The organism is Curtobacterium sp. GC_Cur_3 (assembly GCF_026544205.1).
In the GTDB taxonomy this organism is placed as follows: Bacteria; Actinomycetota; Actinomycetes; order Actinomycetales; family Microbacteriaceae; genus Curtobacterium.
The window spans coordinates 173,869-192,156 of the sequence record NZ_JALNUI010000002.1; the positions used below are offsets into that span (position 1 = coordinate 173,869).

General features: G+C 72.0%; 16 protein-coding genes. 11 read left to right on the top strand and 5 right to left on the bottom strand.

Translation table 11 applies throughout. From position 1 onward, the window contains the following. The first annotated feature begins 103 nt into the window (after positions 1-103). Positions 104-835 carry a S1 family peptidase gene (locus OXR63_RS01815; RefSeq protein WP_267419653.1) on the top strand — a complete coding sequence of 244 codons (732 nt, stop codon included), beginning with the start codon at positions 104-106 and terminating at the stop codon, positions 833-835. 124 nt (positions 836-959) lie between these two features. Then, positions 960-1,847: an SDR family oxidoreductase gene (locus OXR63_RS01820; RefSeq protein WP_267419654.1), complete on the top strand. Its 888-nt coding sequence runs from the start codon at positions 960-962 to the stop codon at positions 1,845-1,847. Positions 1,848-1,904: 57 nt separating this feature from the next. Here OXR63_RS01820 and OXR63_RS01825 read toward each other — a convergent pair whose 3' ends face one another. Then, positions 1,905-2,759, bottom strand: a complete 855-nt coding sequence (locus OXR63_RS01825; protein WP_267419655.1) for a helix-turn-helix transcriptional regulator — start codon at positions 2,757-2,759, stop codon at positions 1,905-1,907. Between the two features lie 87 nt (positions 2,760-2,846). Here OXR63_RS01825 and OXR63_RS01830 point away from each other — a divergent pair, with 87 nt between their 5' ends. After that, positions 2,847-3,653, top strand: a complete 807-nt coding sequence (locus tag OXR63_RS01830) for an SDR family NAD(P)-dependent oxidoreductase (protein ID WP_267419656.1) — start codon at positions 2,847-2,849, stop codon at positions 3,651-3,653. Between the two features lie 333 nt (positions 3,654-3,986). Beyond that, positions 3,987-4,574 carry a hypothetical protein gene (locus OXR63_RS01835; RefSeq protein WP_267419657.1) on the top strand — a complete coding sequence of 196 codons (588 nt, stop codon included), beginning with the start codon at positions 3,987-3,989 and terminating at the stop codon, positions 4,572-4,574. Between the two features lie 217 nt (positions 4,575-4,791). On the opposite strand, the gene poxB is transcribed toward OXR63_RS01835, so the two are convergent. Further along, positions 4,792-6,516: a ubiquinone-dependent pyruvate dehydrogenase gene (gene poxB / locus OXR63_RS01840; RefSeq protein ID WP_267419658.1), complete on the bottom strand. Its 1,725-nt coding sequence runs from the start codon at positions 6,514-6,516 to the stop codon at positions 4,792-4,794. 144 nt (positions 6,517-6,660) lie between these two features. Here poxB and OXR63_RS01845 point away from each other — a divergent pair, with 144 nt between their 5' ends. Then, positions 6,661-7,377: a phosphatase PAP2 family protein gene (locus OXR63_RS01845; RefSeq protein WP_267419659.1), complete on the top strand. Its 717-nt coding sequence runs from the start codon at positions 6,661-6,663 to the stop codon at positions 7,375-7,377. 95 nt (positions 7,378-7,472) lie between these two features. On the opposite strand, the gene OXR63_RS01850 is transcribed toward OXR63_RS01845, so the two are convergent. Then, positions 7,473-8,717, bottom strand: coding sequence for a multidrug effflux MFS transporter (locus tag OXR63_RS01850; RefSeq protein ID WP_267419660.1), 1,245 nt, complete (start codon positions 8,715-8,717; stop codon positions 7,473-7,475). 68 nt (positions 8,718-8,785) lie between these two features. Between OXR63_RS01850 and OXR63_RS01855 the strand changes: the two genes are divergently transcribed. Next, positions 8,786-9,244: a MarR family winged helix-turn-helix transcriptional regulator gene (locus tag OXR63_RS01855; protein WP_267419661.1), complete on the top strand. Its 459-nt coding sequence runs from the start codon at positions 8,786-8,788 to the stop codon at positions 9,242-9,244. Here OXR63_RS01855 and soxR read toward each other — a convergent pair. After that, the gene (gene soxR, locus OXR63_RS18580) at positions 9,241-10,896 is read right to left on the bottom strand and encodes a redox-sensitive transcriptional activator SoxR (RefSeq protein WP_441315713.1); all 1,656 of its coding nucleotides are present in this window, start codon (positions 10,894-10,896) and stop codon (positions 9,241-9,243) included. The genes OXR63_RS01855 and soxR overlap by 4 nt on opposite strands. A gap of 106 nt (positions 10,897-11,002) precedes the next feature. On the opposite strand from soxR, the gene mgrA reads away from it, so the two are divergent. Continuing rightward, positions 11,003-12,046, top strand: coding sequence for an L-glyceraldehyde 3-phosphate reductase (mgrA, locus tag OXR63_RS01875; protein WP_267419662.1), 1,044 nt, complete (start codon positions 11,003-11,005; stop codon positions 12,044-12,046). Between the two features lie 199 nt (positions 12,047-12,245). On the opposite strand, the gene OXR63_RS01880 is transcribed toward mgrA, so the two are convergent. After that, positions 12,246-13,271: an aldo/keto reductase gene (locus OXR63_RS01880; protein ID WP_267419663.1), complete on the bottom strand. Its 1,026-nt coding sequence runs from the start codon at positions 13,269-13,271 to the stop codon at positions 12,246-12,248. Between the two features lie 192 nt (positions 13,272-13,463). On the opposite strand from OXR63_RS01880, the gene OXR63_RS01885 reads away from it, so the two are divergent. The 4 genes from OXR63_RS01885 to OXR63_RS17990 all read left to right on the top strand — a co-directional run. Beyond that, positions 13,464-15,173 (top strand): ABC transporter substrate-binding protein, encoded by a 1,710-nt coding sequence (locus OXR63_RS01885; RefSeq protein WP_267419664.1) that lies wholly within the window; start codon positions 13,464-13,466, stop codon positions 15,171-15,173. Then, positions 15,173-16,111, top strand: coding sequence for an ABC transporter permease (locus OXR63_RS01890; RefSeq protein ID WP_267419666.1), 939 nt, complete (start codon positions 15,173-15,175; stop codon positions 16,109-16,111). The genes OXR63_RS01885 and OXR63_RS01890 overlap by 1 nt, the downstream gene beginning before the upstream one ends. After that, entirely contained in the window at positions 16,108-17,016 is a 909-nt protein-coding gene (locus tag OXR63_RS01895; protein ID WP_267419667.1) for an ABC transporter permease, read from the top strand. Before OXR63_RS01890 ends, OXR63_RS01895 begins: the two co-directional genes overlap by 4 nt. Continuing rightward, positions 17,013-18,288 (top strand): ATP-binding cassette domain-containing protein (locus OXR63_RS17990; protein ID WP_276589199.1); only part of this gene is annotated, 1,276 nt, incomplete at its 3' end. The genes OXR63_RS01895 and OXR63_RS17990, both read left to right, overlap by 4 nt.

Genomic DNA, 18,288 nt, shown 5'->3' on the forward strand with positions numbered 1-18,288 from the left:
TCCCGTCCGTCGAAGTGCGGACTGGTGCGCTCCGCCGACCAGGGTCAGGATGCAACCAGTTGCACACTGCAACGACCCTGCTTCGTCCGACAGAGGAGTCGTCATGAAGAAGTCCATCGCAGCCGCGTTCGCCGCGGTCGTCGTCGTCGCCGGTGGCGTGTTCGCCGCCGCCCCCGCCTCGGCCCTGACCGCCAGCCCCCAGGTCGTCGGCGGGGAGAAGGCGCCGTCCACCGCCTGGGACGTCCAGCTCCAGGCTTCCGGCGGCTCCATCCCGTCCGGGTACGTCAGCACCTGCACCGGCGAGCAGGTCTCCGCCTCGTGGGTGCTCACCGCCCGCCACTGCATCGACGGCATCGGCGCGATGAACGTCTACCACTCCAACTCCACGGTCAACCGCGGGACCCCGGTCGCGGTCGACCGGGTGAGCGCGGCCCCGACCGGGGACATCGCCCTCGTGCACCTGCGGAGCACCTACAGCCTGTCCTCGTACGCGCCGCTGGACCTGGCAGCGACCGCGAAGTCGACCGGCACGGGCACGATCCAGGGCTACGGTCTGCGGGCGAACGCCGTCCAGTCCGACGGTCTGTACCAGGCGAGCGTCTCCCTCACGGGTGCGAGCACCGACGCCTTCGGCGGTCGCGCGCAGCACGTCACGGGCGTGAGCGGCGCCTCCAACCACGGGGACTCCGGCGGGCCGCTGCTGGTCGGCGGCAAGGTCGTTGCGGTCTGCTCGACCGGCGACAGCGCTGACCCCGGCGCGAACACGTCGGCCGGCTCCAACTACGCGCTGCTCTCGCAGTCCGCGTCCTGGATCCGCTCCACGGCCGGCATCTGAACCACCTGACGGACTGGAGGCTCAGTGCCAGCCCGCGCCGAGCCTCCAGTCCGCCGTTCGGTCGCCTTCTGGTCGCGACCAGCTGGCTGGACGGCCGCCCCGGCGCGCTGAGCACACTGGGTCCATGAGCCAGTACGACAAGCGTGACCCGAACAGCCTCTACCCCGCCCCGCCGTTCCCGAAGCAGGAGCAGTCGCTCCCCGGAGCCGCCTGGAAGATGGACCCGAAGCCGGACCACGGCGAGGAGAGCTACGTCGGCCGCGAGCGCCTGACCGGCTACCGCGGCATCGTCACCGGTGCCGACTCGGGCATCGGCCGTGCCGCCGCGATCGCGCTGTCGCGTGAAGGCGCCGACCTGGTGCTGTCCTACCTCCCCGACGAGCAGGAGGACGCCGAGCAGGTCCGCGACCTGCTCGAGGGCGAAGGACGTCGTGCGGTGCTCGTGCCCGGGGACATCTCCGACGAGCAGTACTGCAAGGACCTCGTCCAGAAGGCCGTCGACGAGCTCGGTGGCCTCGACACCCTCGTGATGGTCGCCGGGCGCATGGAGAGCAACGAGGACATCCTCACGCTCGACACCGAGATGTTCGACTCGACGTTCAAGACGAACATCTACTCGCTGTTCTGGCTGACGAAGGCCGCCGTGCCGCACCTCGAGCCCGGTTCGACGATCGTCACGACCGGCTCGATCCAGGCGTCGTCGCCGACGCCGGACAAGATCGACTACGCCGTCTCGAAGGGTGCCATCAAGCTCTTCACCGAGGCCGTCGCCCAGCAGCTCGCGCCGAAGGGCATCCGGGTGAACTCGGTCGCGCCCGGCCCCGTGTGGACGCCGCTGCAGCCGGGCTCCGACGACGCCGAGACGGTGTCGCAGTTCGGTGGGGACTCGCCGTTCGGTCGCCCCGGCCAGCCGGCAGAACTCGGTGCCGCGTACGTGCACCTGGTCAGCCCGGAGTCGAGCTACCAGTCGGGCTCGACCATCACGATCGCGGGCGGGACCCCCGCCTTCTGATCGACCACCCGTGATGCGGGGTCGACGACGACCCCACATCACGGTGACGACGACCGGTCACCCGGCGCGGACGCCCTCGACTCCCAGCACACCGAGGAGTGCGAGGGCGTCGGCGTCCGGTGAGCCCGTCGGTGCCGTGTAGAGCACGAGCCACTGGCCGCGGTCGACCAGGGCGAGGCTGTCGCAGTCGACCGTCACCGGGCCGACCACGGGGTGGTCGAACGTCTTGGACAGCACAGTCGTCGTCGGGACGTCGTGACGGTCCCACAGCCGCGCGAACTCCGCGTTGTCCGCCCGGAGCTCGTCGACGAGCCCGACGACGGACGGGTCCTCCGGGTACTCCGCCCGGACGGCACGCAGCTGCCGGACGACGTGCTGGCGGAACTCGGCACCGTCGGAGATGCCGTAGGGCGGCACCGTGTCCTCGGGGTGCGACCCGGGCGGGAACGCCTGCCGGGCGAGGTTCCGCTCGGACGGGAGCCGCGCACCGAAGTCCTCCATGAGCGCGGCCGCGAGCGGGTTCCACGCGAGGACCTCGAACGTGGCGGAGAGCACGATCGCCGCCGTCTGCGGCAGGCGCTCGACGAGGGCGATGATGCTCGGCCGGACGTCGCGGCGCACCCGTCCGTGGTGGAGCGGCGCCGTGCCCGCCAGGGTGTGCAGGTGCGCCGACTCGACGGCAGAGAGGCGGAGCGACCCGGCGATGCCGGCGAGCACCTCGGCGGACGGCCGGGGCGCGCGGCCCTGCTCGAGTCGCACGTAGTACTCGGTCGAGATGTGGGCCAGGACGGCCACCTCTTCACGCCGCAGTCCGGGCGTCCGCCGTCGCGCGCCCGTCACGAGGCCGACGTCCGACGGCTGCAACCGCTCCCGCCGCGAACGGAGGAACGCCGCCAACTCCTGCTTGTCCATGCCAGGAGTCTGCGCCCGGTGCGCCGCTGCCGTCGTGGTACCGGTCGTACCTGGCTGCGCCGATCGACGCCGGGGGACGCTGACGCCATGACCGAGAACAGCATCCAGTCCACTCCCGACACGTCCACGACCGCTCCGATCGGCCTGCTCACCGGCAAGGTCGTGTTCATCACCGGCGCCAGCCGCGGCATCGGAGCCGCAGCGGCCCGGCTCTTCGCCCGGGAAGGTGCGGCCGTCGTGCTCGCCGCCCGGGACACCGCAGCGCTCGAGACCGTCGTCGACCAGGTCCGCGCGGCCGGCGGGGTCGCCGACGCCGTCCCGCTCGACCTCGCCGACCCGGAAAGCATCCGCGCTGCCGTCACGCGCGTCGACGAGCTCCACGGACGCCTCGACGGTGCGTTCAACAACGGCGCGACGATCCAGCACCCCGGGCCGCTCGACACGACGAGCGACGAGGACATCGACGCGCAGTTCGCCGTGAACTTCCGCGGGCACTGGGTCGCGATGACCGCTGAGGCTGCCCTGATGCGCCGGACGGGTGCCGGAGCCATCGTGAACACCTCGAGCATCGGCAGCCGGCGCGCGAACCCGGCACTCCCCGCGTACGGCGCCATGAAGCGGGCGCTCAACAGCATCACCGAGACCGCGGCCGTGACCTGGGCGTCCGACCGCATCCGGGTGAACGGGATCACCCCGGGCGGCACCGCGACCGAGATGATCGACGCCTGGGAGGCGGCGACCCCGGGCATCATCGAGCAGGTCAACGCCTCGATCCCGCTCGGACGGATGGCGGAGCCCGAGGAGGTCGCCGAGGTCGCCGCGTGGCTCCTGAGCGACCGTGCCGCGATGGTGACCGGCGCGATGATCCCCGTCGACGGCGGTGCGGGCGCCTGACGCGTCCGGCGGTGGGCCAGCGCGCCTGACGGCCAGCGGGCTCCCGCGACGTCCGCTGGACCCTGCCCCGCTGACGATCGCGCCACTGCACGCGCATCGTGACTGCGTGACGGGTTGGAGGCTCGGTACCAGCTGGCACCGGGCCTCCAGTCCGACCGTGGCTGGGTCCCCCCCCCGCGTCAGATGAACTGGCGGAAGTTCGTCGACGCCAGGTCGAGCAGCTCGTCGCCGCGTCCGTCAAGGACGGTGCGGATCACGTCGAGGGTGGAGCTCGGCTCCCGACACCCGGGGACGGAAGGCGCCCTTCGTCCCGTGGTCTGGGATGGTCGACGTGTGCGTCCATCGACGGTCCTCCTCACCTGCCTCACCGCGGTCTTCGGCATCGCGACGATCGTCCTGGCGGTCCGTGTCAGTACCGCAGGCGTCGAGGAGGTCCTCCAGGTGCTCCGCCTGGGTGGGATCGTCACGGTCGGTTTCGGCGCGGCGCTCCTCATCACGGTCGTGAACCGCCGCCGACGCGATCGCCTCCGGACGGCGAGCGAAGCGCACCCGGGCACCCTCTTCGTCAACGCCCACTCCACGGGCTCGACCGCCGCTGAGCTGGCGGCATGGAGTCCGGGCCTCCGGGTCGCGTTCCCCTGTGATCTCGGCTTCGACACGAACGGCCTGACGAGCTGGCCCACTCGTGCCGGCGAGGAGGGGACGCTGATCGCGACACGACGGGAGATCAGCGGTTTCGACGTGTTCGACGAGCCGACACCGCTCGGCAGTACCAGTCGCTGGGGGATCGCGGTCCGCCTGACGTCGAGCACCGCCGGTTCCGGCCGCGTGCACTTGTGGCTGCTCGACGGGGAGCCGTACGCGGACGAGTTCGCCATGCGGGCGACGATCGCACGCATCGAGTCAGCGCTCGGGCCGTGAGCCATGAGCTCCACCGGCTCCTCGACCTCGGCACGGAGTTCGCGCGCCCCGGCCTGGAGTCTCTCGGCATCCGCAGCGTCGAGCTCATGGACCTGAGGGCAACGAGTTCACTCTCGACGCCCGCACCCGTGTCACCTGACGGCCCGCTCGGCTGACCGGTTGCACCGTCAGGCGGACGGGAGGCTCGGTACCAGCGCGCGCCGGGCCTCCCGTCGCGTCAGACGAACTGCCGGAAGTTGGTCGACGCCAGGTCGAGCAGCTCGTCGCCGCGGCCGCTCAGGACGGTGCGGATCGCGTAGAGCGTGAAGCCCTTCGCCTGCTCCAGCGTGACCGCCGGCGGCATCGACAGCTCCTGCCGGTTCGCCTTGACGGAGACCAGGGCCGGCCCGTCATGGGCGAGGGCGGCGGCGAGCGCATCCTCCAACTGGTCGGATTCGTCGACCCGGAAGCCCTTCAGCCCGATCGCCTCGGCCACCGCGGCGAAGTCGGGGTTCGTCAGCTCGGTACCGAAGTTCACGAAGCCGGCGGCCTTCATCTCGAGCTCGACGAAGTTCAGCGACGAGTTGTCGAACACGACGATCTTCACCGGCAGCTTGTTCTGCATGATCGTGACGAGCTCACCGAGGAGCATCGTCAGGCCACCGTCGCCCGCCATCGCGATCACCTGCCGGTCGGGGAACGCGGTCTGCGCGCCGATCGCCTGCGGCATCGCGTTCGCCATCGATCCGTGCCAGAACGACCCGATCAGCCGCCGCTTGCCGTTCATCGTGAGGTAGCGCGACGCCCAGACGACGGGGGAGCCGACGTCCGGGATGAACACGGCGTCGTCGGCGGCGAGCTGGTCGAGGACCCTGGCGACGTACTGCGGGTGCAGGGGCTTGTGCTTCCCGGCGGGCACGGCCAGGTCGTCCAGCTTCTCCCGGGTCTTCCGGTGGTGCTTGCGGGCGTCCTCCAGGTGGTGCGCCGGCTTCGACGCGGTCAGCAGGGGCAGGAGTCCGAGAGCGGTGTCCTTCACGGTGCCGACCAGGCCGATGTCGACCGGGTGCCGCTTGCCGAGCTGTTCGCCGCGGATGTCGACCTGCACGTGCTTCGCCTTCGCGGGGAAGAACTGGGGGTAGGGGAAGTCGGTGCCGAGCATGAGGACGACGTCGGCGTCCTCCATCGCGCGGTAGCCCGACGCGAACCCGAGCAGCCCGGTCATCCCGACGTCGTACGGGTTGTCCCACTCGATGTGCTCCTTGCCGCGCATCGCGTGCACGATCGGGGCCTGCAGGCGTTCCGCGAGGGCGACGACCTCGTCGTGCGCGCCCGCGACACCGGCACCCGCGAGGATCGTGATCCTGTCGGCGCCGTTCAGCAGGTCGGCCGTGCGCTGGAGCTCGGCGTCGGAGGGGATGATGCGCGGCTCTGCGCGGTCGATCCGGACCGCACGGGCGTCCTTCGCCTCGGCGAGCAGGACGTCGCCGGGGATGACGAGCACGGCCACGCCACGCTTCTCGACGGCCTCGCGGATCGCGATCTCGAGCAGGCGGGGCATCTGGACCGGGTCGGCGACGTACTCGACGTAGACGGAGCACTCGCGGAAGAGCTCCTGCGGGTGGGTCTCCTGGAAGTACCCGGTGCCGATCTCCGCCGTGGGGATGTGCGCAGCGATCGCGAGGACGGGCACGCGGGATCGGTTCGCATCGTAGAGGCCGTTGATCAGGTGCAGGTTGCCCGGTCCGCAGCTGCCCGCGCAGACCGCGAGGTCCCCGGTCAGGTCGGCTTCGGCCGCCGCGGCGAACGCGGCCGCCTCCTCGTGGCGGACGTGCTCCCAGCTGATCGTGCCGTCCTTGCGGATGGCGTCGGTGAAGCCGTTGAGGGAGTCCCCGGGGAGACCGTAGACGCGGTGGACGTCGTTCTCGCGGAGCGTGGCGACGATGGTCTCGGCGACGGTTGGCATGCGGTTCCTCTCGTGGTGGACTCCTCCCGGTCTAGTCGGTGTCGGCGTCCTGAGTGTTCTCTGGCGTCCGGTGTCCTGGCGTCCTGTGTGTTCTCTGATCGGACCGAGCCGTGACTTCGCCCGTCGGGCTGGGACGATGGTCGGATGATCGACGACGCGCCGCCGCTCCGCCCCCGCCGACGAGAGCCCGACGCGAACGGCATCCTCGTCCGGTCCGCGTACCCGCTGTCGACGCTCGTGATCGGCATCGCCGCGGTGCTCGTCCTGACCGTCGTCGGGTTCTTCCTGGGCACCGTCGACATCGGTCTCGCGAAGGCCCTCAACGAGCTGCACACCGGAGCGCTCCGGGCGTTCACCGACGGCGTCTACCACGCGATCAGCCCCGTGCCGGCGATCATCGTCACCGTCGTCGTCACCGGGGTGATCTGGGCGGTGCAGCGGAACATCCGGCCGGCTGCTGCCTTCGCCGGGGTGGTCGCGATCACGTGGGTGCCGTCGGCGATCGTCAAGGAGCTCGTGCACCGCGCCCGGCCCGACGTCAGCGTGCTGCCGCACCCGTTCCCCGTGCAGCCGGACCCGGGCTACCCGAGCGGGCACACGGTGTTCATGGTGGCGTTCACCATCGCGGTGTGCTGGGTGCTGCGCGACACCCGGTGGCACGGGGTCGCCGTCGTCGTGGGCACGGTGGCCGTCGTCGTCGTGTGGTTCTCGGTGACGATCGACGCGGTGCACTACCCGACCGACGCGCTGGCCTCGGTGGCGTGGGCGCTCGCCGTGGCCCCGGCCGCCCGGCTCGTGTGGGTCGACTGGCTGATGCCGCGGCTGCCGGTGTTGCGTCCGGCGAGGCCCGTCGCGCGCTGACACGGGCGCGGGCGAGCCGGCAAAACACCGGCGTTCCTCGTTCACGCCGCGGATGTCCGCGGTGCGACTGACGAACACCGGTGTCTCGCGGCAGCTCAGGCCGTGCGCACGGTCCTTCCGCGCGCGGCCAGCAGCGCGAGCACCGCGACGACCGCCGCAGCGAGCATCACGATCGCCAGGGGAGCGGCCGTCGTGGACCCGCCGATGCTCACCAGCGGCGACACCAGCGCAGCGAGGCCGAACTGCAGCGCGCCGAGCACCGCCGACGCACTGCCGGCAGCGGACGGCACGGCTCCGAGTGCCAGCGCCGTCGCGTTGCCGAGCACCAGGCCGAGGCTGCCGACCGCGGTGAACAGCGGCACGGCCAGGGCGATCACCGGGGCGCTGGTCGCGACGAGCACGGCGAAGGCCACCGTCGACGCGAGGACGAGCACGATGCCGAGGGACAGCACGCCCCGCACGGAGTGGCGCTCGGTGAGCTTGGCGGACAGGATGCTGACGCCCATCAGCGCCAGGGCGTTGATGCCGAACGCGATCCCGTACTCGACCGTGCCGAAGCCGATCATCTCCTGGTACAGGAACGGCGACGCCGAGATGTACGCCATCATCACCGCGAACGCGAAGCCGAACACCGCCGTGTAGCCGAGGAACGTGCGCGAGCGGAGGGCCCGCAGCGGCGATCCGGTCGCCTGGCGCTCAGCGCGGACCTCGTCACGGCGGGAGCGCAGGTGGGTCTCGCGGATCACGGCCAGCACTGCGACGAGCATGACGACCGACAGCCCGAGCACGATCGTGAGCAGCCCGCGCCAGCCGATCGGACCGGTGAGCAGTCCGCCGAGCAGCGGTGCGACGACCGGGGCCACGCCACCGACGATCATCATGAGCGAGAACGCCCGTGCGGCGGGCTTGCCGGTGGCCAGGTCGGAGATGACCGCGCGGCTGATGACCATGCCGGCCGCTCCGCCGAGCCCCTGCAGCAGTCGGGCAGCGATGAGCACGCCGATGCTGGGCGCGAAGACCGCAGCCGCGCTCGCGAGGACGCACAGCACGGCCCCGGCGACGAGCGGGGGGACCCGGCCGAACCGGTCGGACAGCGGCCCGAAGACGAGCTGCCCGACGGTCACACCGACCAGGAACGCGGTCAGGGTGAGCTGCACGGTGGTCGCCGAGGTCTGCAGCTGGGTCGTCATCTCGGGGAAGGCCGGCAGGTACAGGTCGGTGGCGAAGGGTGCCACGGCGCTGAGCAGGCCGAGCACGAGCAGCAGGGCGGTCGTGATGCCCTGCTGCCGGGTCGTGGGTGTCGCGATGTCCGCGCGGATGGTACCGGTGTCCGTCGTCATGATGATGTGATCATAACCCAATTGGTTATGATTGCATAACCGTTGACGATCGGCGCTACAGTGCACCCATGGACTCCGCCGTGACCGACGAGGCGCTCGCCGACCTCGCGGACCTCGTGCTCCGGGTCTCGCGCGAGATCGACCCGAACGGCAGCTCGGCCCTCGACGTCGTGCCGCTCACCGGGACCGAGGTCCTCGTCCTGCGGTGGGTCGACATGCACCCGGGGACGTCACCCAGCGCCACGGCCGAGGCGACGGCACTGCAGCGGAGCAACCTCAGCGCCGCGCTCCGGTCGCTCGTGGCGAAGGGCATGGTCGACCGACGTGCCGACCCCCGCGACGCCCGGCTCGTGCAGCTGTTCGCCACCGAGCAGGCGGCCGCGAACATCCGGGTGTTGCGTGCGCACTGGGCGGGCAGGCTCCGTGCGGCGCTGGGCGACGCGACGACCGACGACTCGGGCCGGGTGGCCGACGCCGTCGCGCTGCTGACGCGGTTCGACGACGGGCTCCGACCGGCCGGGTCCTAGGCGGCACCCTCGGCGTGCTCGACGCCTTCCGCGCCCACCGCCCCCTCGTCGTCCTCGATCGGGAGCAGCCGTCGGGCGCCGTGCCCCTCGGAGCCGAGCGCGTCCCCGGGGTTCACGACCAGGCAGGCGTTGAGGGAGACGCACCCGCAGCCGATGCAGCGGGTCATCTCCTCCTGCAGCCGCGCGAGCTCGAGCTGGCGGGCGCGGAGTCGTGCCCGCCACCGCTCGTTCAGCCGGGCCCAGTCCCGCAGTGACGGCATCCGGTCCTCGGGGAGGGCCGCGAACTGGTCGGCGACCTCGCTCAGGGGGATGCCGAGCCGCTTGGCGACCTGGATGATGGCGATCCGCCGCTCCATGTGCCGCGGGTACAGGCGCGTGCCGCCGTCGGTCCGTTCGGGGCGGATCAGGCCCTTGCGCTCGTAGAAGTGCAGCGCCGACGCGGCGACGCCCGTCCGCGCGACGACCTCACCGATCGTCAGCAGGTCGGTCGGACGCGGCCCAGGGATCTCGACCATGGTGGAGATCCTACCGAGCGGCGTCAGCAGCGGCAGCGGTGACCGCAGCCGCAGCCGCAGCCGCAGCACGAGCACCGGTCGCAGCCCCGTCACCGCTGCTGGAACGACTCCCAGAGCAGGAACCCGGTGAAGGCGACGAACGGCAGGAACGCCACGAGGTTCAACCACCGGTGCTCGACGATGACCGCGATGAACTCCCGCAGGAACGCGCTCGGCACGTAGTACGGCGCCGTGGGCGAGCCGATCACCTGCGCCGGCAGGTCGAGCTGCCGGGCCAGCACCGCGGCCCGCAGCACGTGGTAGTTGTTCGTCACGACGACGACGTGGCCGTCCCGTCCCGCCTCGGTCTGCACCGCGCGCGAGAAGCGGAGGTTCTCCCGCGTGGACCTCGACGCGGTCTCGGGCAGGACGTCCCCGGGGTGCTGCGCCGTTCGCGAGCAGGTACTCGGCCATCGCCGTCCCCTCGGCCCGTGGTTCGTCGGAGCCCTGTCCGCCGGACGGGATCAGCACCGGACGCCGGCCGGCCGCGAGCTCCGTGCGGTACAGCGCGAGTGCCCGGTCGAGACGGCTCCGAAGCAGCGGCGGGACGTCGCCACGGACGAGCCCGGAGCCGAGCACCACGATCGCGTCCGGCGTCTCGCGGAACCGCATCCGCCCGTAGACGACGGAGTACACCGCGAACGCGACGAAGGCGAGCGCCACGTACACGCAGAGGAACACGAGCAGCACGACGGCCGACACCGCCACGGAACCGACAGCGGTCTGCTGACCCCCGGTGGCGACGGTGAACACCACGACGGCGACGGTCGGCAGCACGAACACGAGCACGCCGGCGACGAGCGAGAGCAGGTTGCCGAGGCTGCGGCCCTCGCGCCGGAGCATCTGCACGCCGTTCACGACGAGGGCGACCCCGAGGGCGACGACGGCGAGCGGGACGAGCAGCACCACGAGTCCGCTGACGACGCCGAACCCGGGGACGGCTGCGGTGAGGATCGACACCACCGCGGCCGCACCGAACAGGACGGCGGCGGTGAGGAAGACCCCGTTCCGCAGCATCCGCCGGTCGTGCCGACGGCACAGCACGTAGAGCAGCAGGAAGACCAGCGCGGGGACGAGCCCGGCGGCGGGAGCGATCACGGGGTGGCCGTTCGGAGCGCGGTCATGCCAGCACGGTACCGGTTCCGTGTGACATCTCGTACGGTGGATCGGTGCCCACCCGGGTGCCCCGTGCCAGGCTCGGAGCATGACCTACATCGCCAGCGACGACCGCTACGACTCGATGACGTACCGCCGGACGGGCCGCTCCGGCCTCGACCTGCCGCTGCTCTCCCTGGGCTACTGGCACAACTTCGGGGACGACATGCCCTTCGAGGACCAGCGGGCGATCAGCCGTCGCGCGTTCGACCTCGGCATCACGCACCACGACCTCGCGAACAACTACGGCCCGCCCTACGGCGCCGCCGAGGTCAACTTCGGCCGGCTCATGCGCGAGGACTTCCGCCCGTACCGCGACGAGATGGTCGTCTCGACGAAGGCCGGCTGGGACATGTGGCCCGGCCCGTACGGCCAGGGCGGCGGGTCGCGCAAGTACGTCCTCGCCTCGCTCGACCAGTCCCTGACCCGGATGGGACTCGACTACGTCGACGTCTTCTACTCCCACCGCCTCGACTCCTCGACGCCGCTCGAGGAGACCATGGGCGCACTGCACACCGCCGTGCAGCAGGGCAAGGCGCTGTACGTCGGCATCTCCTCGTACGACGCGGCCCGCAGCCGCGAAGCCGTCGAGATCCTCCGTGACCTCGGCACCCCACTCCTGATCCACCAGCCCTCGTACTCGATGCTGAACCGCTGGATCGAGACCGAGGGGCTCCTCGACGCGGCTGGCGAGCTCGGCTTCGGGGTCATCGGGTTCACCGCGCTGGCCCAGGGCCTGCTGACCGGCCGTTACCTCGATGGTGTGCCCGCGGACTCCCGCGCGGCCGCCGGCAAGACGCTCGACCCGTCGTCGATCACGCCGGAGGTCGTCCAGCACCTCAACGCGCTGAACGCCGTCGCCGAGGCGCGCGGCCAGTCCCTGGCGCAGCTCGCCCTCGCCTGGGCGCTCCGCGACGAGCGCGTCACCTCGCTCGTGATCGGGGCATCACGCGTCTCCCAGCTCGAGGACAACGTCGCCGCCCTGGCGAACCTGTCCTTCACCGACGAGGAGCTCCGGACCATCGACGAGCACTCCGTCGGCATCACCGACGTCGACCTGTGGGCAGGTGCGCGCTCCGGCGCCGTCTCCTGACGCACCCATGACGGACTGGAGGCTCGGTGCCAGCTGGCACCGAGCCTCCAGTCCGTCCCGGCGCACGTTCTGACCCATCGCGTCTGCGATGGTAAGTCGTTCCGCGCGTTGCGTGTCGGAAGGAACGACCTCCTACGCGCGTTTCGACCCACCACGTGCGATTCCGCACCCCACGCGCGGGACGACCCCCAGCGCACCCTCACACGCGGACGCGCCCCCGCAACCGCTCCCGGGACAGCGCCGCCAGCAGCACGCCGGTGTCCTGCTCGAGCAGGTGCGTCCCGGGCGCCACCACCGCGTCGACCGCGTCGAGCAGGTCGTCGTCGAGCACGACCTCGGCGGCCTGCGCGTAGGCGTCCACGTGCGACACGGTCCGCGGACCGACCACCACCGAGGCCACGTCCGGGTGGGTCAGCGCGAACCCGACGGCGAGTTCGAGCAGGGTGAGCCCGGCCTCGTCCGCGAGCAGCCCGAGCCGGTCGACGGCCTCGAGCTTCCGACGGTTGGCCGGCGCGCCGATGTCGTACTCCGCCGGCCGCGCGACGCTGTGTGGCGACCGCGGCTGCACGGTGCCGATCCGGTAGGCACCGGCGAGCCACCCGCCCGCGAGCGGTGCGCCGGCCAGGACCCCGAGGCCGAACCGCCTGGCGACCGGGAACACGGTCCGCTCGGCCGTCCGGGTCAGCACCGAGTACGGCGCGTGCGTCGCGGTGGCGCGCTTCGCCCCGGAGCGGAGCCACTGGGCCTCGACGAGCTCCTCGGCGGGGAACCCGGGGATCCCGAACGCCCGGATCTTGCCCTGTCCGACCAGGTCCGCGAGCGCGTCGAGCGTCTCGTCGAGCGCCGTCGCGGGGTCGGGCCGCGCGGGCTGGTAGAGGTCGATGACGTCGGTGCCGAGCCGGGAGAGGCTCCGCTCGACGGCTCGGAACATCCACCGCCGACCGGCGCCGCGGTGGGCGGGGTCGCCGTCGGTCGGGTCGCCGAAGCGGACGGACAGGAAGACGTCGTCGCGCCGGTCGGCGAGCGCAGCGCCGACCGCGACCTCGGCGAGCCCGCCACCGTGCGCGTCGGAGACGTCGACGGCGGTGATGCCCCGGTCGAGTCCGTCGACGACCAGCCGTGCCGCGCCGTCGAGGTCCCGCGTCGCGACCCCGGCGAGCGCCCGGGTCCCGAGGGTCAGCGCGCTGACGGGCGCACCCGACCGGCCCATCGTGCGCTGCTCCATGCGCGCCACGATATGGGCGTCGACGGGTGGTCGGGACGCCGGTGACGAACCGTGACGCGGACCGGTCGCAGCCCGTCCGACATGACGTCGGATGACGTCCCTGGAGCGGTTCCACGACGTCCCGTGACGGCGGGTTGCGGTGCGTGTCGGGAGGCTCGCGGTGCGCCCGCAGCACTGCCTACGGTCCTCGACATGACCCGATCCGACACCGTCCAGCCCGGCGCCCCGGCCCCTCGGCCCGGCCGCGCCGTCCGCCGTCGCGTGGTCGCCGCACTGGCCGCCGCCGTCACCGCCTCCGTGGTCCTGGCCGGCTGCTCGGCCGGTGCCGTCTCCGCGACCCGCGACACGGGTCCGGTGCGCGGCGGGACGCTCGTCTACGCGACGGACCGCGAGCCGACGTGCCTCGACCCGCACAACTCCGGGGACATGCCGCAGACGTACATCGCCCGGCAGTACCTCGACTCGCTCGTGTCCCTGCAGCGTGACGGCAGCGTCGTGCCGTGGCTCGCGACGAGCTGGCGGATCTCGGACGACGGCACGCAGTACGACTTCACGCTGAAGCGGGGCGTGGAGTTCACGGACGGCACCCCGTTCGACGCGCAGGCGGTGGTGGACAACTTCACGCAGATCCTCGACCCGGCGACGCAGTCGAGCACCGACCTGCTCTACCTGACCGGGTACTTCGAGAAGGCCACGGCCATCAGCGACCACGTCGTGCGGATCGACCTGAAGCGGCCGTACTCGCCGCTGCTCGCCGCGCTGTCGCAGGCGTTCTTCGGCATGGAGTCGCCGAAGGCCATGGCGCGGGGGCTCGCGGCGAACTGCGAGTCGCCGGTGGGGACCGGGCCCTTCGTCGTGCAGCGCTGGAACCACGAGCGGGACGTCGAACTCGTCCGGAACGCGTCGTACTCCAGCCCACCGGAGGACGCGAAGCACCAGGGGCCGGCGTACCTCGACGGCATCACGTGGAAATTCCTCAAGGACAACACGACCCGGTACGGCGCGCTCAGCTCCGGCGAGGCGGACGTGGTCTTCAACGTGCCGCCGGAGAGCGAGGGCCTGGCGAAGGCGGACCCGTCGATCAGCCTGCAGACCTTCGTGCACTCCGGGTCGCCGTTCAGCCTCGACATGAACACCACGAGCCCCGTGTTCAGCGACGTCCGTGTCCGGCAGGCCTTCGTGCACGCCTCGGACGCGAAGGAAGCGGTGGAGAGCGCCTACAACGGGGTGTTCCCGTACGAGGGCAACACCATCAGCTCCGGCACCCCGCACTACGACCGGGCGTACCACGAGCCCTTCCCGTACGACCCGCGCAAGGCCGCTGACCTGCTCGACGCCGCGGGCTGGACCGGGCGTGACGCCGACGGGTACCGCACGAAGGACGGCACGACCCTGACGGTCCGGCTGCCGTACAACGCCGACTCCGCCGAGACCCCGCCCGCCGACCTGACGATCCTGCAGGACGTCCAGGCGATGGAGAAGCGCGTCGGGATCAAGGTCGTGCTGCGCGCGCTCGACTCCTCGTCGATGAACGCGGTGTGGGGCGACCCGACGGCGTACGACCTGCTCGGGAACTACTGGAACAGCCCCACCCCGCACGTGATGTACATCAAGTACTCGAAGGCGACCTACGACGTCGACAACGGGCAGAACTCGGCCTACGCGTACGACGACGAACTCGACCGGCTGCTCGTCGCGGGCACGGCGACGACGGACCCGGCGCAGCAGGCCGACCTCTACAGCCGGGCGCAGGCGCGCATCACCGCGAAGGCCTGGAACCTGCCGCTCTACCCGATCCAGACCCGGCTCGGCATCGCTGACCGCGTCGCCGGCGTGTGGATCGAACCCAGCGAGGGCGAACCCGTCCTCAGCGACGCGTACCTGATCGACGGAGGCAACTGATGCTGGTCCGAGTCACCCGACGCGTCGTCGAGGCGGTGGTCCTGCTCCTCGCCGTCGGCACCATCGTGTTCTTCCTCGAGCACGCGGTCCCCGGGGACCCGGCGGTCGCCATCCTCGGCGGCGCCGCGTCGCACCCCACGAAGGAGGCGGTGGCCGCGGTCACCGCGCAGTACGGCTTCGACCGACCGCTCCTCGCGCAGTACGGCGACTTCCTCGCGGGCCTGGTCCGCCTCGACTTCGGGGAGTCGTACACGCTGAAGCAGTCCGTCACGAGCGTGGTCGCCGGTCAGATCGGACCGACCCTCGCCCTCACGGTGACGGCACTCGTGCTGGCGTGGCTGCTCTCCATCACGTCGACGCTCCTCACCGCGGGCCGTTCCGGTCTGCGCGGGCGGGTCGGCTCGGTGCTCGAGACCGTCGCCGCGGGCCTGCCGCAGTTCTGGCTCGGCCTCGTGCTGCTCCTGGTGTTCGCCGTGCAGCTGCACTGGTTCCCGGTGATCGGCTCGGGTCCGCTCGGCATCGTCCTGCCGGCCCTGACCCTCGCGATCCCGCTCGCCGGGTTCCTCGGACAGGTCACCCGCGACGAGTTCGAGGACAAGCAGCAGCAGCCGTTCGTGCTCTCCGCCCGCAGCCGTGGCACGTCCGAGGCCACGATCCGCGCGAGGGACGTGCTCCGGCACGCGGCGCTCCCCGGCGTCACGCTCTCGGGCTGGGGCCTCGGGTCGCTCGTCTCCGGCGCCGTCATCGCCGAGGTCGTCTTCGCCCGCCAGGGCATCGGCCAGGTGCTCGTCACCGCCGTGAGCGCGCAGGACCTGCCGCTCGTCATCGGCATCACGTTCGTCGTGGCACTCGTCTACGTCGTGGCGAACATCCTCACCGACATCGCGTACGTCGTGGTCGACCCACGGCTGCGCCACACGACCGGAGCCGCAGCATGACCACCGCGACCATCGCACCTGCCGAACCGACGGCCCTGGGCCCGGCCCCGGTCCCGGCCGCAGCCGGCCCACGCCGGGTGCGCCGAGCCTCCCACCCGTTCCGCCGCGTCTCCTTCTGGGTGGCCGCGACGTTCATCGCGCTCGTCGCGGTGGCGGCGCTCTGGCCGTCGCTGCTGGCGACCCAGGACCCCCTCGCGATCGACCTCGGGAAGAGCTTCGACGCCCCGAGTGCCCAGCACGTCTTCGGCACCGACCAGTCCGGGCGGGACGTGTACTCGCGCGTCGTGCACGGTGCCGGCCAGTCGGTGCTCATCGGCGTCGGTGCGACCGCGCTGGGACTGGCCGGAGCCGTCGTGCTCGGGGTCCTCGGCGGACTCGGCGGCCGGGCCGTCGACGCCGTCGTGACCCGCGTGATCGAGGTCCTGTACGCCTTCCCCGGCATCCTCCTGGCGCTCATCCTGATCGCCGTGTTCGGCAACAGCGCGGGCACGCAGATCCTCGCCGTCGGCATCGCGACCGTCCCCGGGTACGCCCGGATGGTGCGCGGACAGGTCCTCGCGGTGCGCGACGCACCGTACGTGCAGGCCGAGCGCGCCCTCGGCCACTCGGCCGGACACGTGCTGGTCCGCACACTGCTGCCGAACGCGTTCCGACCGCTGACCGTGCTCGTCACGCTCGGCATCGGGCAGGCGATCGTCTGGGCCTCCGCGCTCGGCTTCCTCGGCATGGGCGTCCAGCCGCCGGCACCGGAGTGGGGCGCGATGCTCAACGCCGGCCGCAACTACCTGCAGCAGGCCTGGTGGCTCGACTTCTGGCCCGGCGTGGTCATCGTGCTGCTCGCCCTGTCCCTGACGGCCGTCGGTCGCGCCGTCCAGACCACCACCCAGCCGGGAGGCCCCCGATGAGCTCCGTCACCCCCGTCGCCGCCGACGCGACCACCGTCCAGGGCCCCGATCGCGTCGGACCCGCCGGTCCGGTCGTCGACGTCCAGGGCCTCTCCGTCGCCTTCGGCGACCGGACCGTCGTGCGCGACGTCTCGTTCACGCTCGAGGCCGGCCGCTGCGTCGCCATCGTCGGCGAGTCCGGCTCGGGCAAGAGCGTGACCGCCCGGTCGCTGCTCGGACTGAACGGGCCCGCGTCGGTGACCACGGCCTCCAGGCTGTCGCTCGACGGCCGCGACCTGCGCGACCTGTCCGACGGTGCCTGGCGGCGGGTCCGCGGCAAGGAGGTCGGGTACGTCCTGCAGGACGCCCTCGTCTCGCTCGACCCGCTGCGGCGGGTCGGTGCGTCCGTGGCCGACGCGCTCCGCGCCCACGGCATCGGGCCGCGCGCCGAGCGGGAACGGCAGGTGCTCACGCTGCTGTCCCGGGTCGGGATCCCGTCCCCGGAGCTCCGCGCCCGCCAGCTGCCGTCGGAGTTGTCCGGCGGACTCCGGCAGCGCGCGCTCATCGCCGCCGCGATCGCCCTCGACCCCGCGGTGCTCATCGCCGACGAACCGACCACCGCGCTCGACACCACCGTGCAGGCGCAGATCCTGGCGCTGCTCGACGAACTCCGAGCCGGCGGCACCGGGCTCGTGCTCATCAGCCACGACCTCGGCGTCGTCGAACAGCTCGCCGACGAGGTCCTGGTGATGCAGCACGGCGTCGTCGTCGAGCAGGGCCCCGTCGCGGCCGTCCTCGGGGACCCGCAGCACGCGTACACGAAGCGGCTGCTCGCGGCGATCCCCTCGGCGCACGCACCCGGTGCCCGGCTGTCCGACGCGCCGCCCGCGCCGCTGGCACCCCGTCCTGCCTCGCGACCCGTGCCGTCGCCGGGGTCCGTCGTCCTCGCGGTGTCGCACGTCAGCAAGCGCTACCGAGGACCCGATCGGGTCGTCCGCACCGTCGTGGACGACGTGTCCTTCGAGCTGCGGACCGGGGAGACCCTCGGGATCGTGGGGGAGTCCGGGTCCGGCAAGTCCACGACGGCCGCGATCGCCCTCGCGCTGACGGCGCCGACGTCCGGGCGGGTGCTGTTCGAGGGCCGGCCGTGGTCCGACCTGCCGGAACGGTCCCGGCGGCCGGACCGTCCCCGGATCGCCACCGTGTCGCAGGACCCGCTCTCGTCGTTCGACCCGCGGCGCACCGTCGAGGAGCTCGTCGCGTCGGCGCCGTCAGCGCGAGGGCGATCGCGGC

What these genes read in the sequence shown, in the direction of transcription:
- OXR63_RS01820 (WP_267419654.1), top strand. Translation starts at nt 960, where the DNA reads ATGAGCCAGTACGACAAGCGTGACCCGAACAGCCTCTACCCCGCCCCG.
- OXR63_RS01825 (WP_267419655.1), bottom strand. Translation starts at nt 2,759, where the DNA reads ATGGACAAGCAGGAGTTGGCGGCGTTCCTCCGTTCGCGGCGGGAGCGG.
- OXR63_RS01845 (WP_267419659.1), top strand. Translation starts at nt 6,661, where the DNA reads ATGATCGACGACGCGCCGCCGCTCCGCCCCCGCCGACGAGAGCCCGAC.
- OXR63_RS01855 (WP_267419661.1), top strand. Translation starts at nt 8,786, where the DNA reads ATGGACTCCGCCGTGACCGACGAGGCGCTCGCCGACCTCGCGGACCTC.
- OXR63_RS01880 (WP_267419663.1), bottom strand. Translation starts at nt 13,271, where the DNA reads ATGGAGCAGCGCACGATGGGCCGGTCGGGTGCGCCCGTCAGCGCGCTG.
- OXR63_RS01815 (WP_267419653.1), top strand. Translation starts at nt 104, where the DNA reads ATGAAGAAGTCCATCGCAGCCGCGTTCGCCGCGGTCGTCGTCGTCGCC.
- OXR63_RS01895 (WP_267419667.1), top strand. Translation starts at nt 16,108, where the DNA reads ATGACCACCGCGACCATCGCACCTGCCGAACCGACGGCCCTGGGCCCG.
- mgrA (WP_267419662.1), top strand. Translation starts at nt 11,003, where the DNA reads ATGACCTACATCGCCAGCGACGACCGCTACGACTCGATGACGTACCGC.
- OXR63_RS01885 (WP_267419664.1), top strand. Translation starts at nt 13,464, where the DNA reads ATGACCCGATCCGACACCGTCCAGCCCGGCGCCCCGGCCCCTCGGCCC.
- poxB (WP_267419658.1), bottom strand. Translation starts at nt 6,516, where the DNA reads ATGCCAACCGTCGCCGAGACCATCGTCGCCACGCTCCGCGAGAACGAC.
- OXR63_RS01890 (WP_267419666.1), top strand. Translation starts at nt 15,173, where the DNA reads ATGCTGGTCCGAGTCACCCGACGCGTCGTCGAGGCGGTGGTCCTGCTC.
- OXR63_RS01850 (WP_267419660.1), bottom strand. Translation starts at nt 8,717, where the DNA reads ATGACGACGGACACCGGTACCATCCGCGCGGACATCGCGACACCCACG.
- OXR63_RS01830 (WP_267419656.1), top strand. Translation starts at nt 2,847, where the DNA reads ATGACCGAGAACAGCATCCAGTCCACTCCCGACACGTCCACGACCGCT.